General features: G+C 28.2%; 15 protein-coding genes. All 15 read left to right on the plus strand.

Features of this window, described 5'->3' with window-relative positions; genetic code table 11:
• Positions 1–497: 497 nt before the first annotated feature.
• Entirely contained in the window at positions 498–1,055 is a 558-nt protein-coding gene (efp, locus tag KGF48_RS18850; RefSeq protein ID WP_227827144.1) for an elongation factor P, read from the plus strand.
• Positions 1,056–1,146: 91 nt separating this feature from the next.
• Positions 1,147–1,611: a CD1247 N-terminal domain-containing protein gene (locus tag KGF48_RS18855; RefSeq protein ID WP_227840894.1), complete on the plus strand. Its 465-nt coding sequence runs from the start codon at positions 1,147–1,149 to the stop codon at positions 1,609–1,611.
• A gap of 162 nt (positions 1,612–1,773) precedes the next feature.
• Positions 1,774–2,484, plus strand: a complete 711-nt coding sequence (gene rnc, locus KGF48_RS18860; protein ID WP_227840895.1) for a ribonuclease III — start codon at positions 1,774–1,776, stop codon at positions 2,482–2,484.
• A 53-nt stretch (positions 2,485–2,537) separates the two neighbouring features.
• Entirely contained in the window at positions 2,538–3,608 is a 1,071-nt protein-coding gene (locus tag KGF48_RS18865; RefSeq protein ID WP_227840896.1) for a radical SAM protein, read from the plus strand.
• Between the two features lie 27 nt (positions 3,609–3,635).
• A complete protein-coding gene (smc, locus tag KGF48_RS18870) occupies positions 3,636–7,190 on the plus strand; it encodes a chromosome segregation protein SMC (protein WP_227840897.1) in 3,555 nt (1,184 codons plus the stop codon).
• 26 nt (positions 7,191–7,216) lie between these two features.
• Positions 7,217–8,509, plus strand: a complete 1,293-nt coding sequence (gene ftsY, locus KGF48_RS18875) for a signal recognition particle-docking protein FtsY (protein ID WP_227840898.1) — start codon at positions 7,217–7,219, stop codon at positions 8,507–8,509.
• Between the two features lie 102 nt (positions 8,510–8,611).
• Positions 8,612–8,980, plus strand: a complete 369-nt coding sequence (gene ylxM / locus KGF48_RS18880; protein ID WP_227840899.1) for a YlxM family DNA-binding protein — start codon at positions 8,612–8,614, stop codon at positions 8,978–8,980.
• Complete coding sequence (ffh, locus tag KGF48_RS18885) at positions 8,977–10,329, plus strand: signal recognition particle protein (protein WP_227434163.1); 1,353 nt, start codon at positions 8,977–8,979, stop codon at positions 10,327–10,329. The genes ylxM and ffh overlap by 4 nt, the downstream gene beginning before the upstream one ends.
• 39 nt (positions 10,330–10,368) lie before the next feature.
• Positions 10,369–10,641 (plus strand): 30S ribosomal protein S16, encoded by a 273-nt coding sequence (gene rpsP / locus KGF48_RS18890; RefSeq protein WP_003419338.1) that lies wholly within the window; start codon positions 10,369–10,371, stop codon positions 10,639–10,641.
• 65 nt (positions 10,642–10,706) lie between these two features.
• Complete coding sequence (locus KGF48_RS18895; protein ID WP_227434164.1) at positions 10,707–10,934, plus strand: KH domain-containing protein; 228 nt, start codon at positions 10,707–10,709, stop codon at positions 10,932–10,934.
• A gap of 110 nt (positions 10,935–11,044) precedes the next feature.
• A complete protein-coding gene (gene rimM, locus KGF48_RS18900; protein WP_227840900.1) occupies positions 11,045–11,560 on the plus strand; it encodes a ribosome maturation factor RimM in 516 nt (171 codons plus the stop codon).
• Between the two features lie 8 nt (positions 11,561–11,568).
• Entirely contained in the window at positions 11,569–12,264 is a 696-nt protein-coding gene (trmD, locus tag KGF48_RS18905; RefSeq protein ID WP_227827152.1) for a tRNA (guanosine(37)-N1)-methyltransferase TrmD, read from the plus strand.
• A gap of 188 nt (positions 12,265–12,452) precedes the next feature.
• Positions 12,453–12,803, plus strand: coding sequence for a 50S ribosomal protein L19 (gene rplS, locus KGF48_RS18910; protein ID WP_227434167.1), 351 nt, complete (start codon positions 12,453–12,455; stop codon positions 12,801–12,803).
• 317 nt (positions 12,804–13,120) lie between these two features.
• Positions 13,121–14,017, plus strand: a complete 897-nt coding sequence (gene ylqF / locus KGF48_RS18915) for a ribosome biogenesis GTPase YlqF (RefSeq protein ID WP_227827153.1) — start codon at positions 13,121–13,123, stop codon at positions 14,015–14,017.
• Between the two features lie 390 nt (positions 14,018–14,407).
• Positions 14,408–15,700 carry a branched-chain amino acid transport system II carrier protein gene (gene brnQ, locus KGF48_RS18920; RefSeq protein ID WP_227840901.1) on the plus strand — a complete coding sequence of 431 codons (1,293 nt, stop codon included), beginning with the start codon at positions 14,408–14,410 and terminating at the stop codon, positions 15,698–15,700.
• Positions 15,701–16,421 lie beyond the last annotated feature (721 nt).

A 16,421-nucleotide genomic window follows, 5' to 3' on the forward strand; every position in this document is an offset into this window, starting at 1 on the left:
AATGGTAATCATAAGGGTTAGGAACTAGCCTAATAGCTTGGAGATACTGATAACAATAGTTATCTTGACCAAGAAGCCACCACTTCAAACATTACCGTAGGTAGTTAAGTGGATGGTAGTTCACATAGCAGTATTATTAATGAAGATAATTGTTTTAATTTTTTATAAAAGTTATTCTGTAAAAATCTAAAAAATTATGTTTATCTGTTGTTTTTAAATAAAAAGTAACGAGTAATAGTGGAAAGTGTAGTCGTAGAGATAAATAATATCAATATATAAAATGTATAAAGTGTGATTATAGATGTAAATAATAAAAATATAGGATAAGTAATCTGCCAAATACTTGTTTATATTGTATAACTTATGATATTATGATATTAGTAAAAATTTGTAATCCTGACTTGACAGAATTCAAGTAAGAGATATAATTTTAAAGGCATAGTAATGTAAAATTTACTAAAAAATAAGAAATTTATTTTAATATGGAGGAACAAAAAATGGTATCAGCAGGTGATTTTAGAAAAGGTGTTACATTTGAAAAAGATGGACAACCATGTTTAGTAGTTGATTTTCAACACGTTAAGCCAGGTAAAGGAGCTGCTTTCGTTAGAACTAAATACAGAAACTTAAAAACAGGAGCTATAAGAGAAGAAACTTTTAATCCAAGTGAAAAATTCCCTAAAGCTGTAATAGATACAAGACAAATGCAATATCTATACAATGATGGTGAGTTATATTATTTTATGGACCAAGAAAATTTTGAACAAATACCATTAAACTATGAACAAGTTGAAGAAGCAATTAAATTCTTAAAAGAAAATGAAGTTGCGACAATAAGATTTTATCAAGGACAACCATTCCAAGTGGAAGCTCCAAACTTTGCAGAGCTAGAAGTTGTAGATACAGAGCCAGGAATAAAGGGTGATACAGCAAGTAATGTAACTAAAGCAGCTACAGTTGAAACTGGTGCAGTTGTTCAAGTTCCATTATTTATAAATACTGGAGATAAAGTAAAGATAGATACTAGAACAGGTGAATATTTATCAAGAGTATAAAAATTTATGTATATAAAAGCTTATATGTCTTAATAATATAAGATATATGAGCTTTTAGTTTATATATTAAAAAGAAAGCGAGGGGTGTTACATGAAACATTTATATGAAGAAGTTGCATACTTAAAAGGTTTAGCAGAAGGTTTAGAAATAAGCACTGAGAGTAAAGAAGGGAAAATGATACATAAAATAGTTGATGCATTAGAAGTATTTGCAGAAGCTATTGTAACATTGGATGAAGAACAAGAAGAACTTCAAGATTTTGTTGAATCTATAGACGAAGATTTAGCAGATTTAGAAGAAGATATTGCTGACATGGAAGAGGATCTTTACGAAGAAGATGAAGAAGATGATGACGATGAGGACTTCAGCTATATAGAAATGGAATGCCCAAATTGTGGAGAATTAGTAGAAATAGACGAAGATTTGTTATATGATGATGAAGTAGATGTTGTTTGTCCTGATTGTAAGGCTGTAATATTATCATCAGAAGATGATTATGAAGATGATGATGATTGTACATGTGGTGGTTGTTCAAATTGTGATGATAGAGAATAAAAATTCATAAGAAATAAAACTGCCTATGATGCCTATGAGATATTTTGTTTCATAGGTAGTTTTATTTTTATGAGGACAAGTATTTTGGATTTTGGTTTTGCAATAGTTGCACAAAAATAGTACACTAGAATTTATAGAATAGGATTTTGGAGGGATGTAACAATGAAGATAAGTAAAAAATTACTAGATAATATACAAAGATTTGAAGATGTTATAAATTATAAATTTAAAAATAAAGAATATATACTAGAAGCTCTTACACATAGTTCATATTCTAATGAAAATAAGAGATATAATTTTAATGAAAGATTAGAATTTTTAGGAGATTCAGTTTTAGGAATAGTGATAAGTGATTATTTATTTAATGAAGAATCTAATCTGCCCGAAGGGGAATTGACTAAACTTAGAGCAAACATAGTTTGTGAAGATTCATTAAGTGAAGTTGCAAATGATATAAATTTAGGGATTCATATGCTATTGGGTAGAGGTGAAGAAGCTACTGGAGGTAGACATAGAACTTCAATATTAGCAGATGCATTTGAGGCTGTAATAGCAGCAATATATCTTGATGGAGGATTTGAAAGTGCAAGACAATTTATATTACACCATATGGAAAATATAATTTACGATTCAAGAAAGGGAAATATATTTAGAGACTATAAAACACATCTTCAAGAAGTATTACAAGGAAATGGAGAAAATAATATTTGGTATAGGCTTATAGAAGAAAAGGGACCAGACCATAATAAAAGGTTTGTTATGGAAGTTGGAATTAATGAAGATGTTTTGGGTATAGGAGAAGGTAAAAGCAAAAAAGAAGCAGAACAATTGGCTGCTAAAGTAGCTCTAAAGAAAAAATTATGGGAAAAATAAATATAATATGTAAAAATATAAAAAGAAATATTTAGATTAGAAGGATGTTGTAGATGAAAAAGAGAATTATACCTATATTTGTTCCTCACAAAGGATGTCCTCATGATTGTATATTTTGTAATCAAAAAAAAATAACAGGTGTGAGTACTGATGTTACTAGTGAAGATGCAAGAAATATAATTGAAGAATGTCTAAAGACTATAGATAAGGATGCTGATGTAGAAATAGCATTTTTTGGTGGAAGTTTTACTGCTATAGATGTAGATATACAAAAAAGTTTATTATCTGTTGCCAAAGAGTATGTAGAAAAAGGTTTTATAAAAGATATTAGAATGTCCACAAGGCCAGATTGTATTAGTGAAGAAATATTAGAAATGTTAAAAGAATATAAGACAAGTATAATAGAGCTTGGAGTACAATCCTTAGATGAAAAAGTATTATTAGATAGTATTAGAGGTCATCAGTCAGAAGTTGTATACAAGAGTTCAAAGTTGATAAAAAATAGTGGAATTAAACTTGGCTTACAAATGATGGTTGGACTTCCAGCTGATACAGAAGAAAAATGTATATTTACAGCCAAAAAATTTGTAGAGCTTAAACCAGATTGTGTAAGAATTTATCCAACTTTAGTGGTAAAAGAGACTGGTCTGGAAAAATTGATGGAGCAAAATGAATATAAGCCATTTACACTTGACGAGAGTATAAGAATAGTAAAAAAAGTACTTGTATTATTTTATGTAAACAACATAAATGTAATAAGAGTTGGGCTTCAAGCTACTGATGATATACAAATGGGAAAAGCTGTCTTAGCAGGTCCATATCACCCTGCTTTTAGAGAATTGGTAGAAGCTGAGATCATAAAAGATTATTTAGAATTTCTTATTTCACAAAATAAAAATATAAAGAACATGTTGGTGAAGTCTAATAAAAAGAATATTTCTAAAATAATAGGAAATAAAAAAACAAATATTAAATATATGAAAGAAAATTTTGGTGTGATTTTAAAAACACAAGAATCAGATTTAGATATAAATCAATTAGAAATTGTGTTAGATGGGAAAAGTTTAATTATTGCTAATATGAGAGACATCCATAGAAAATTGTATGACATTTATAACCTTTAGTTTTAACGATGAAGGGAGAGAAACGATTTGTATTTAAAGAGACTAGAGTTAAAGGGATTTAAATCCTTTCCAGTAAAGACAGATATTATTTTTAAAGAAGGAATAACAGCGATAGTAGGACCAAATGGAAGTGGAAAAAGTAACATATCTGATGCCGTAAGATGGGTATTAGGAGAACAAAGTATCAAGAGTCTTAGAGGAGATAAACTTGAAGATGTAATATTTGCAGGTACAGATACAAAAAAACCCATGAATTACTGTGAAGTAGCTCTTACTATTGATAATTCTGAGAATCAATTAGAATTAGACTTTACAGAAGTGACTATAAGAAGGAGAGCTTATAGAAATGGAGAAAGTGAATTTTTTCTAAATAATAAGAGTTGCAGATTAAAGGATATAAAAGAAGTCTTTTTAGATACTGGTATTGGAAAAGATGGTTATTCAATCATAGAGCAAGGAAAAGTAGATGAAATATTGAGTAATAATCCTTTAAGTAGAAGAAAAGTTTTTGATGAAGCTTGTGGTATATCAAAATATAGATATAAAAAACAGGAAGCAGAAAGAAATTTAAGTAATACAAAAGAAAATTTAGAAAGAATAGATGATATATATATAGAAATTGAAAATCAATTAAAACCTCTTTTTAATCAACAAACAAAAGCAAAAAAGTATTTAGAAATAAGTGAAAAATTAAAAATACTAGAAGTGAATAATTTTATAAGAGAAATTGAAGGAATAGAAAAAGAACTGAGTGAAGTTGATGAGCATAGTAAAGTTCTTGAAAAAGAGCTTAAAGAAAAAGAAGAGCAAAAAAATGTTGTAGAGAAAAAACAAGAAGATGTTGATAAGGAGATAGAGGTACTACAAGATGTAATTGAAAAGTCTGTGGATTATATAAACTCAATTAAAGGTGTTATATCAAAAAAAGAGTCACAGATAAATTTAATTAAAGAAAGAATAAAAAACTTTACAAATGAAATTCATAGAAAAAATTCTGAAATAAACAATATAAAAGAAAAGCTAAATGAAAATAAGGTATACATAAAAGAATTAGAAAGTAATAAGTCTTCAAATAGTGAAGAGTTATCGATATTACAAGAGAATATAAAAAAGTTAGAATCTAGTAAAGAAAATCAAAGGATGAAGTTGGAATCTTTAAATAATGATATAGAATTATTTAAAGAAAATATAATAGATATATTAAATAAGAAACAAGAATTTAGTAATAAGTTATCTGCTTTAAATGCAAATAAAGAAAATATGAATATTAGAGATGAGAACATAAACTCAGAAATATCAGAATTAAACCAAAATGTCCAAACAAAATCTTCTGAATTAGATAGTATAAATAAAGAATTTAATATGAAAAAAGAAAATTTAAATAATGTGAATAACAGAAATAAAAAATTAACTGCTGATTTACAATATTCTATTAATGAAGTCAATAAGGTAGAAGATGAAATACAGAAAAGTAAATACAATCTAAATGGATATAACTCAAAGTTAAATGTTTATATAGATATGGAAAATCATTATGAGGGATTTAATAGAGGTGTAAAAGAAGTATTAAAAAATAAGGATTTAAAAGGTATTCATGGAGCACTAGGACAGATTATAAATGTTCCTGAAAAATATGAGAAATCTGTAGAAGCAGCACTTGGTGCTTATATGCAAAATATAATAACTGATGATGAGTTTAGTGCTAAATCTGCAATAAACTATTTGAAGAAGAATAATTTAGGAAGAGTAACGTTTCTGCCATTAAATATAATTAAATCAAATAAAATAAGTTTAGGTAATTTAAAAGCAAATACTAAATTTATAGGAATAGCAAGTGATTTAATTACGTTTGATGAAAAATATAGAAATATAATTGAAAATATACTTGGAAGAACTATATTTATAAACAATATAGATGAAGGGATAAAATTTGCAAAAGAAACTGGTCATAGATTTAAAATAGTAACTTTAGATGGTGAAATCTTAAATCCAGGAGGTTCTTTAACTGGAGGTAGTTTAAAAACTAACGGAAATATATTATCAAGAAAAAGATTCATTAACGAGTATACAGAAAAAATAAATGATGTTAAGGTTGAGATTTCAGGTCTAGAACTTACAAAAGAATCCTTAGATAAAAGTATAAAAAATATAAAAAGTGAAATTGGCTTAGTTGAAAATGAAGTAAAAGATTTAGAAAAAAGTATTATAATAAAGAGTACAAGTATAGACAATATCGAATCTGAGATTGAATCTTTAAAATCTAGTATTGCTAGGCTAGGTAATGAGAAAAGTGATTTGGGTTCTAACTTAAATTATACACTCGAAAAAAGTGACATTGTTAAAAAAGACATGGAAGCATTAGAAAATACATATAATCAAAATAAAGAAAAAATTGATATATTAAGTGATGAAATAAAAAAATATAATGATTTGTATGATAAAGAAAAAGCTGAATTTGATGAATTAAACCTAACTTTAGTAAAGAAAACAGAAGCTTATAATAGCATAGTTAGAGATATAAAAAGAATATCTGGTGAAAATTGTGAGTTAGAAGAAAAAACTAAACAATTAGATGAATCATTAAATTATGAAGAACAAGAAATCGTTAAGTTACAAGATTCTATATCTATTGAAGAAAAAGAAAAAGAAAACTTAACTAAACAATTAGGAGACAGCAATAGAAATCTTGAAACTAGAAAAATAGCTAAAGATGACTTGAAAAATAATTTTGATGAAATTAGTAAAGAGTTAAAAATTATAGATAGACAACATATAGAACTTAAAGAGAGTTTATTTAAGGTTGGTGGAAGATTAGAAAGATTAAAAACTAGTCAAGACACATATATAAATAAGTTATTTGAACAATATGAAATGACTTTAGTACAGGCATTGGAAATCAAGGATGAAAATCTAGAGATAGATAGAAAATTCTTAGAAAATCTAAAGAGAGAAATAAGAAGTCTTGGGAATATAAATATAGATTCTATCAAAGAATATGAAGAAATAAAAGAAAGATATGATTTTTATAGTGAACAAAAACAAGATTTAGAAGAATCTATGGAGGAGATAGAAAAACTTATACATACATTAGAAGAAAATATGAAATCTGAATTTGAGATTAAATTTGAAGAAATAAGTAAAAACTTTAAGTATGTGTACAAAAAACTTTTTGGTGGTGGTTGTGGAGAATTAACTATCTTAGATAAAGAAAATTTATTAGAAAGTGATATCCTAATAACAGCTCAACCACCTGGTAAAAAGATGAAGAATTTAAATCTACTGTCTGGTGGAGAGAAAGCTTTAACTGCAATAAGCATATTATTTGCAATATTAATTACAAAACCAACACCATTTTGTATATTAGATGAAATTGAGGCTCCACTTGATGACGCAAATATATTTAGATTTGGAGAATTTTTAAAAGATTTATCTAAAGAAACACAATTTATATCAGTAACTCATAGAAGAGGAACTATGGAAGCTGCTGATTATATCTATGGAGTTACAATGCAAGAAAAAGCTATTTCAAAAGTTATTAGTTTAAAACTAAAAGAAGCTCAAGATATAACTGATATTATATAACTTAGATTGACATAGGAGGAAAAATAGTGTTAAAAAAATTATTTGGTTTTGGCAAAGACAAGGATAAGGAATTAGAAAAAAAAGACGTTGACTCAGAAGAAGAAATAGAAAGTGGTGCTGACAATTTAGAAAACATAGAAGAAACAATTTTTTCAGGGTTTGAGGAAGAAGTTATAGATAAAGTAGAAGATATTCCAGAAAAAACTGAAGAAGAAGTTGTTGATGAAAGTACTGAAGAAAATAGAGAGATAGAAGATAAGATAGATATTAATGAACAAAAGGTAGAAGAGATAATAAATAATGATTCTCTAGATAGTGAAATAGAAGAATTAAACAATGATAATAATGATGAAGAAACTGAACATGAAGATTATGAAAATAAAGAAGAGAAATATGAAGAAAAGAAAGTTAATTTGTTTGAAAGATTAAAACAAGGATTAACAAAGGCAAAACAAGGAATAACTGATAGAATAGATGAGGTTTTAAAATCATATACAAAAATAGATGAAGAATTGCTTGAGGATTTAGAGGAAATTTTAATAACAGCAGATGTTGGTGTAAATACAACTATGGACATAATTGAGAAACTAAGAGATAAGATAAAGCAAAAGGGAATTACTGAACCAATAAAGGTAAGAGAAGAACTTAAATCTATAGTTGAAGATATCCTTACAAATGAAAACTCTACATTAGACATAGAACCAGCTCCATGTATAATTCTAATGGTAGGTGTAAATGGAGTGGGTAAAACTACTACGATAGGAAAATTGGCAAATAGATATAAAAAAGATGGAAAAAAAGTTTTATTAGCGGCAGCAGATACATTTAGAGCAGCAGCAACAGAGCAATTAGAAATATGGGCAAATAGAACTAATGTAGATATAATAAAGCATCAAGAAGGAGCAGACCCAGGAGCAGTAGTGTTTGATGCTATAAAGGCAGCAAAAGCTAGAAAGGCAGATTTATTAATATGTGACACAGCTGGGAGATTACACAACAAAGCTAATCTTATGAATGAACTTGGAAAAGTATTTAAAATAGTAGATAGAGAATTTCCAGAAGCAAAGCGTGAGGTACTTCTTGTAGTAGATGCCACAACAGGTCAAAATGCAGTTGTTCAAGCTAAAACATTTAAAGAAGTTGCAGATATAACAGGTATAGTACTTACAAAACTTGATGGAACAGCAAAAGGTGGAGTAGTGCTTGCAGTAAAGTCGGAAGTAGATGTACCTGTAAAACTTATTGGAGTTGGAGAAAGAGTAGAAGACTTACAGGATTTTGATGCAAAATCATTTTCAGATGCATTATTTGGTAACTAGTATTCTTTTAAAAATAATGGTTGACAAGAGTGTTTATATGATATAAAATACAATAGTGTAAAGTAAATAACCTTTACAGTATACTGCTAGGAAGTGTAAGATATGAATATAGAAAAGATGGTCGAAATTGGATTGTTATTTGAACAGTATAAAGAATTACTAACTGATAAGCAAAAAGAGATAGTAGCTCTATACTATGAAGAGGATTACTCTTTAGGTGAAATCAGTGAGAATTTAAGTGTATCAAGACAAGGTGTATATGATACATTGAAACGTTCAGAAAAGATACTAAGAGATTATGAAAAAAAGCTACATTTAGTATCTAAGCTTCAAGAACAGGAAAAAAATATTAAATTTATAAGAAATAAAATTATTGACATTAAAGAAGATTTATTGCACAATAGAGATTGTGCTAATTTAATCCCTAAGCTAGAAAATATAGAAGATGTATGTAGGGAGATGATAAAATGATATTTGAAGGATTGTCTGATAAACTACAAGGGGCATTTAGTAAGTTAAAGTCAAAAGGAAAGCTTACAGAAGCAGATGTAAAAAATGCTATGAGAGAAGTTAAACTTGCTCTTCTTGAAGCAGATGTTAACTTTAAGGTAGTTAAAGATTTTATAAAAAAAGTTCAAGAGAGATGTGTTGGACAAGAGGTTATGCAAAGTTTGACACCAGCTCAACATGTAATAAAAATTGTAAATGAAGAACTTACAAGTTTAATGGGGGATGTACAAAGTAAAGTAATGATTTCCTCAAAACCTCCTACGATTTTAATGATGGTTGGATTGCAAGGTGCAGGTAAAACTACAACAGCAGGAAAACTTGGAGGATATTTTAAAAAGCAAGGTAAGAAGCCTCTATTGGTAGCTTGTGATATTTATAGACCAGCAGCTATAAAGCAACTTCAAGTTGTTGGTGAAAAATTGGATATACCTGTATTCAATATGGGAGATAAAGAAAGTCCAGTAAATATTGCCAAGGCAGGTTTAAGTCATGCAATTAAAAATGCTAACGATTTGGTTATTATAGATACTGCTGGTAGACTTCATATAGATGAAGTGCTTATGGATGAGTTAAAGTCAATTAAGTCAGAAGTTAAGCCACATGAAATACTTTTAGTTGTAGACTCTATGACAGGGCAAGATGCAGTGAATGTTGCAGAAAGCTTCAATGAAGCACTTGGTGTTGATGGAGTAGTATTAACTAAGTTAGATGGAGATACTAGAGGTGGAGCTGCACTTTCAATAAGAGCAGTAACACAAAAACCTATAAAGTTTATGGGTATGGGAGAGAAACTAGATGATATAGAACCTTTCCACCCAGACAGAATGGCATCAAGGATATTAGGTATGGGAGATGTATTAAGCCTAATAGAAAAAGCACAAGAAAGTATGGATTTAGAAAAAGCTAAGGAATTGGAACAAAAAATCAAAAAACAAGAACTAGATTTTGAAGATTTTTTACAACAAATGGAACAAATACAAAATATGGGACCTCTAGACAAGATACTTGGTATGATGCCTGGTATGGGAAATATAAAAGACCAACTTGGAGATGTAGATTTGAATGGTAAAGAAATGAATAGAACTAAAGCCATAATTCAATCAATGACTACATATGAGAGACGTAACCCAGGAATATTAAATGCTTCTAGGAAAAAAAGAATAGCTAGAGGTAGTGGAACTACTGTACAAGATGTAAATAGACTTATAAAACAACTTAATGAAATGAAAAAAATGATGAAGATGTTTGCTGGTTCACAAAAAAGTATGAAGAAAAGGGGCGGCTTAGGCGGTTTACCTTTTTTTAAATAAAATATAAAAAATAGTAAAAATTATTCGGAGGTGACTGTAATGGCAGTTAAAATAAGATTAAAAAGAATGGGAGCTAATAAAAAACCTTTCTACAGAATAGTAGTAGCTGATTCAAGAGCTCCAAGAGATGGAAAATTTATAGAAGAAATAGGATACTATAATCCAATTTCTGAACCTAAACAAGTAAGAATAAATGATGAAAAAGCTATAAAATGGTTAGCTACTGGTGCTCAACCAACAGAAGTAGTTAAAAAATTACTTGTAAAAAACGGAGTAATAGAAAAATTCGAAGCTTCTAAACAAGCAAAATAATTTTCTCTTAGCAACTAGTATAAGTAAATACTTATTGTTGAGGTTACTTTTAGGAGATGAAATATATGAAAGAGCTAGTTGTAGATATAGCTAAGGCTCTAGTTGATAATCCTGACTCAGTTGTTGTTGAGGAATTTAAAGACAATGACGGTATCGTCTTAAAGCTTACAGTTGCTCAGGATGACATGGGTAAGGTTATTGGGAAGCAGGGAAGAATAGCTAAAGCTATAAGAACTGTCGTAAGATCTGTTGCAAATAGAGAAAATATAAAAGTTTCTCTTGAGATAGTATAAAGAGGAGGATTAGGTATAGTGCCTAGTCCTTTTTGTATAACTGTGTACAGTTTTAAGAATTTATGATGATATGGTAACATAAGATTAAATTTTTTTAAGAAGGTGATAACATGAAAGAAAAATTAACCCATTTTAAGGTAGGGCAAATAGTAAACACACAAGGTCTAAAAGGTGAAGTAAGAGTTTATCCACTTACTGATGATATAGATAGATTTGATGAATTGAACGATTTTTATTTAGGAAAAGATTTAAATAACAAGTGGGCTGTAGAAAATGTAAGATATAAAGGCTCTATGGTTATAATGAAGATAAAAGGTATAGACACTATAGAAAAAGCAGAAAAGCTAAAAAATAAATTTATGTATGTGTCTAGAGAAGAGAGTAGAGAACTTGAAGAAGGTGAGTTTTTTATAGCAGATATGATTGGTATGGAAGTTTTAACTATAGAAGGAAAGTATGTAGGGGTATTGGAGGATGTACTTCAATATTCTGCAAATGATGTTTATGTAATAAAAGGTGAAGAAGATAAGGAATTTATGATACCAGCTATAAAAAAATTTGTACCTACTATAGATATAAATGAAAGAAAGATGATTATAGACCCTATTAAGGGTATGATAGATTAGGTGGTAATATGAGATTTCATATAATGACGCTTTTCCCAGAAATATTTAATTCATACATGAATGAAAGTATAATGAAAAGAGCAGTTGAAAAAGGTATAATTGACGTGCATATATATAACATAAGAGATTTTTCTAATAATAAACATAAAAAAGTAGATGATTATCCATTTGGAGGAGGAGCTGGTATGGTGATGACTCCTCAACCTATATATGACACATATAAGCATATAATAAAAACCCATAATATAAACAATCCAAGAGTAATTTATTTAACTCCCAAAGGTAAGGTATACAATCAATCTATAGTCAAGGAGATGTCTATTGAAGAAGATATAATACTTCTATGCGGTCACTATGAAGGAATAGATGAAAGAATTATTGATTTAATAGTAACTGATGAAATTTCAATTGGAGATTATGTACTAACCGGAGGAGAACTGCCTGCACTTATAATGATAGATTCTATATCAAGGTTAATTCCAGGAGTATTAAATCAGGACGAGTCATTTGAAGAGGAGTCATTTAAAGATAATCTATTGGAGTATCCTCATTACACAAGACCTAGAGAGTTTGAAGAGTTAAAGGTACCAGAAGTGCTTTTATCAGGAAATCATAAAAAGATAGATGAGTGGAGACGAGAAGAATCTATAAGGATAACTAAGGAAAGACGATTAGACTTATATAAAAAATCTCAAGAAAAATAAAAACATATACAATAAAAACTTAATATACATGTATACAATAAAGTGGCTATAAATGGAATTAAAAATATAAAAGTGCTTGTAATAACTATAGAAGTATAGTATAATATAAAATGTTGAAAATACGGGCGTTCCTCTGTTTACACTGGTCGGGTAGTTAAGAACGTCTATGATATCTAGGAGGAAGAAAGATGAATGAAATGCTAAGAGCAATTGAGCAAGAACAATTAAAAAATGAAGTTCCTAATTTTGGACCTGGGGACACAGTTAAAGTACACGTTAGAATTATAGAAGGAAAAAGAGAAAGAATACAAATATTCGAAGGTGTAGTATTAAAGAGACAAGGTGGAGGAGCAAGAGAGACTTTTACAGTTAGAAAAATGTCTTTCAATGTTGGTGTAGAAAGAACTTTCCCAGTTCACTCTCCAAAAATAGAAAAAATAGAAGTAACTAGAAAAGGTAAAGTAAGAAGAGCTAAACTAAACTACTTAAGAGGTAGAGTAGGTAAAGCTGCTAAGATAAAAGAAGCTAGAAATAGATAATTAAAAACTTTACTTATAAATGGGGGGCTGATTTATCAGTCCTCTTTCTATTTTAATTGAAATCATAACAAATAATTAAATTGTAAGCAGATATGATTATTTGTTGAAAATATACTATTTATTGATAGATTTAGGATTTTTAAAATTGAAAATAAAATCAATAAATATTGGATTATATTTTGAAATAATACTAAAAATAAGAAGATAATATTATGTAAAGTATGATGTTAAAAGGGTGACAATGTAAGGTCTTAAGTAGATATATTTTTAAGTAAAATTAGGTAATAATAACATACTATTTTAAAGGAGTGATATATGTGTCAAATGAATATGAAGAGTATCTTATGGATAATAATCTACATATAAACTGGTATCCAGGTCATATGAAGAAAACAAAAGAATTAGTAAAAAATAACTTAAAACTAATTGATGTAGTGGTTGAACTTTTAGATGCTAGAATCCCATTTAGTAGCAAAAATCCAGATATAGATATGCTTGTAGGAGATAAGCCTAGGGTAGTTGTATTAAATAAAAGCGATATGGCAGATAGAGATAAGTTAAATCAATGGATTGAGTACTATAAAAAGAATAACATAAAAGCTATACCAGTAGATACACTAAAAGGTGTAGGTATAAATAAGATAGTAGAAGAATGTAAGAATGTAACTAGAGAAAAAATGAGTTCTTTAAAAGATAAAGGAAGAAAAGAAAGAGCTATAAGAATAATGATAGTTGGTGTACCAAATGTAGGTAAATCATCTCTTATAAACAAATTAACAGGTAGAAAAAGTACTCAGACAGGAGATAAGCCAGGAGTAACTAAAGGTAAGCAATGGGTTAGATTAAAGGGAAATCTTGAACTTTTAGATACACCTGGAATACTTTGGCCAAAGTTTGAAGACCAAGAAGTTGCCTTAAACTTAGCATTTAGTAGAGCTATAAAAGATGAGATTTTAGATGTTGAGACTTTAGCTTTAAGACTTATAGAAAAACTTATGATAATAGAGCCAGAAAAGTTGAAAGCTAGATATAAATTAGACTCTTTAGGAGAAACTCCAATTGAAACAATGGATATGATTGGCCACAAAAGAGGATTCATAACAGGTGGGAAAGAGCTTGATTATACACGTATAGCTACTACTGTTTTAAATGAATTTAGAGATGGAAAAATAGGTAATATAACACTAGAAGTACCAGAGAGTGTTAAAAGATAGATTTTAAAGCTAGGTTAAAAAATTAATATTATTAAGTAAAAAAAAGCCTTTTTAAAAAGGTTTTTTTTACTTTTCTGAAATATAGACAAAAACTGTCACATAAAAGTATAAATTAGATTAGAAAACTTTCAAAAATATTAATTTAAGACAAATACACCTAATTTTTTGAAAATTAAAATCAGTATGATAATTTGCAATTTTGGCATATTGACTTGCTTGTTTCATATAATATATAATAAGCACAAATAAATACAATATATTAAAAATTTAATTTATTTAATTTTATTAATTTAATAATGAATTCTTATTGTTTTAGTTAATTTATTTATGCAAACGTGAACAATTGAGAAACTTTGTTAATTTAATAAGGTTAAAAAGGGGGATTTTATAATGGGTAAGACCAAAGATATGATAGTATTTGGATTTGCATTATTCGCAATGTTCTTTGGAGCAGGTAACTTAATATTTCCACCATATTTGGGAATAATTACAGGTCCAGAATGGTTAATTGCCTTCTTAGGATTTACATTTGCCGATGCTGGTTTGGCACTTCTGGCAGTAATGGCTACAGCTAAATTCGATGGAAACGTAGTAGAAATGTTTAAAAGATGTGGTATGAAATTAGGGATTCTTATAGGTTGTGTAGATATTTTATGTATAGGGCCATTCTTAGCTATACCAAGAACAGGTGCAACAACTTATGAAATGGGTATGATGCCTTTATTTGGAAGCTCAATTCCAGTGTTATTATTCTGTATAGTTTATTTTGCGATATCATATGTATTAACAATAAGACCATCTAAGGTCGTAGATATAGTTGGCCAATTTTTAACTCCAGCTCTTCTAATAGCTTTAGCATTCATAATTATAAAAGGTGTTGTATCTCCTCTTGGAGAGATAATAGATAAACCTATGATACCTAATGTATTTGCAGAAGGTATTGGTCAAGGTTACCAGACAATGGATGCATTTGCAGCAATAGCACTTGCATCAGTACTGATAGTATCCTTAAATGAAAAAGGATATACTAGTATTAGTGAAAAGTTAAAGATGATTGGTAAAGCAGGTGTTCTTGCTTGTGGTGGCTTAGCATTAGTTTATGGGGGATTATGTTTCCTTGGAGCAACTGTATCAACAATGTATGGAACAGATGCAGTACAATCACAAGTAATAGTAAATATAACACAAGGATTGCTTGGAAATGTTGGGAAAGCGATTTTAGCAATAGTTGTATCTCTAGCATGTTTAACTACATCTATAGGTCTTACATCTGCAACAGGGCAATATTTTTCTAGACTTACAAAAGGTAAGTTAAGTTATGAAAAAATAGTATTAGCCGTATCTGTATTTAGTGCAGTAGTAGCATCTTTTGGTGTTGGAACTATAATAAAGATAGCATCTCCTATACTAAGTATAGTTTATCCACCATCAATTGTTTTAATAATTTTAGCTTTCTTTAATGAAAAAATTAAGAATGATAATGTATACAAAGGAGCAGTATATATGTCACTGCTTGTAAGTATATTAACTGTTATATCTAGTTATGGAGTAAGCGTTCCAGTAGTAAATTCTTTACCTCTTCATTCATTAGGATTTAACTGGGTAATTCCAGTTGTAATAGCTGGAATAATTGGTAACTTTATACCATCAAAGAGTCAATCTAATACACTTGGAACAAATTAAATCTTATTTAATTGAAATATAGATATTTATAAATAAGGAGAGTTATCTATAATAAATGAAACTATTTATATAGATAACTCTTTTTATTTTTTGAGTATATACTAATTCCTTGTATTTAATATAGTAAAATTAGATAAAAGTATTAAAAAAAGATATGTTTATTTTTTAACAATATTGAGTCTTTATAAAAGATATTTAAAAGAATATTACAAGTTAATATATGTGTATTAGTTGACTTTTACAAAAATATTATATAAATAAAATTGTGACAATAATAAAATAATAAAATGAAATTTAAGGCATTTGAACGTATAAATAACTTATGTAAATTACTAAATTGTTTTCTAATTAGTTCATATTAAGATTATTCATTAAATTCTAAAAAATAAGTAGAATAACTTGAATACTAGCAACTGCAAAGTTTTAGTAAGTTGGAACTTATAATATAGTTTTTATGAAGAAAAATAAATCAATAAATCATAATAAAAAATTTTCAGAAAAAATGACTTGAAGGTACTCTAGTAAGTAAAAAGTTTATAAGTGTAGAATTGAAATTCAGTAAAATTAATAGTGAGTTTAGCAAAATAAATACAAAATACTACAAGAATTAACGTAAATAGAAGTTATGACAAAAGGAAAACGATTTTCTAGGTATCATAATTTTGAAAATTAAAAAAATTAAAAATCATATTGACTGCTTTTTTTTCAGATTATATAATAA

The sequence above is a fragment of the Clostridioides sp. ZZV15-6388 genome (assembly GCF_020657755.1).
Taxonomy (GTDB): Bacteria; Bacillota; Clostridia; order Peptostreptococcales; family Peptostreptococcaceae; genus Clostridioides.

Coding starts and splice junctions, on each gene's coding strand:
- efp (WP_227827144.1), top strand. CDS start 498: ATGGTATCAGCAGGTGATTTTAGAAAAGGTGTTACATTTGAAAAAGAT.
- KGF48_RS18855 (WP_227840894.1), top strand. CDS start 1,147: ATGAAACATTTATATGAAGAAGTTGCATACTTAAAAGGTTTAGCAGAA.
- rnc (WP_227840895.1), top strand. CDS start 1,774: ATGAAGATAAGTAAAAAATTACTAGATAATATACAAAGATTTGAAGAT.
- KGF48_RS18865 (WP_227840896.1), top strand. CDS start 2,538: ATGAAAAAGAGAATTATACCTATATTTGTTCCTCACAAAGGATGTCCT.
- ylxM (WP_227840899.1), top strand. CDS start 8,612: ATGAATATAGAAAAGATGGTCGAAATTGGATTGTTATTTGAACAGTAT.
- ffh (WP_227434163.1), top strand. CDS start 8,977: ATGATATTTGAAGGATTGTCTGATAAACTACAAGGGGCATTTAGTAAG.
- rpsP (WP_003419338.1), top strand. CDS start 10,369: ATGGCAGTTAAAATAAGATTAAAAAGAATGGGAGCTAATAAAAAACCT.
- KGF48_RS18895 (WP_227434164.1), top strand. CDS start 10,707: ATGAAAGAGCTAGTTGTAGATATAGCTAAGGCTCTAGTTGATAATCCT.
- rimM (WP_227840900.1), top strand. CDS start 11,045: ATGAAAGAAAAATTAACCCATTTTAAGGTAGGGCAAATAGTAAACACA.
- trmD (WP_227827152.1), top strand. CDS start 11,569: ATGAGATTTCATATAATGACGCTTTTCCCAGAAATATTTAATTCATAC.
- rplS (WP_227434167.1), top strand. CDS start 12,453: ATGAATGAAATGCTAAGAGCAATTGAGCAAGAACAATTAAAAAATGAA.
- brnQ (WP_227840901.1), top strand. CDS start 14,408: ATGGGTAAGACCAAAGATATGATAGTATTTGGATTTGCATTATTCGCA.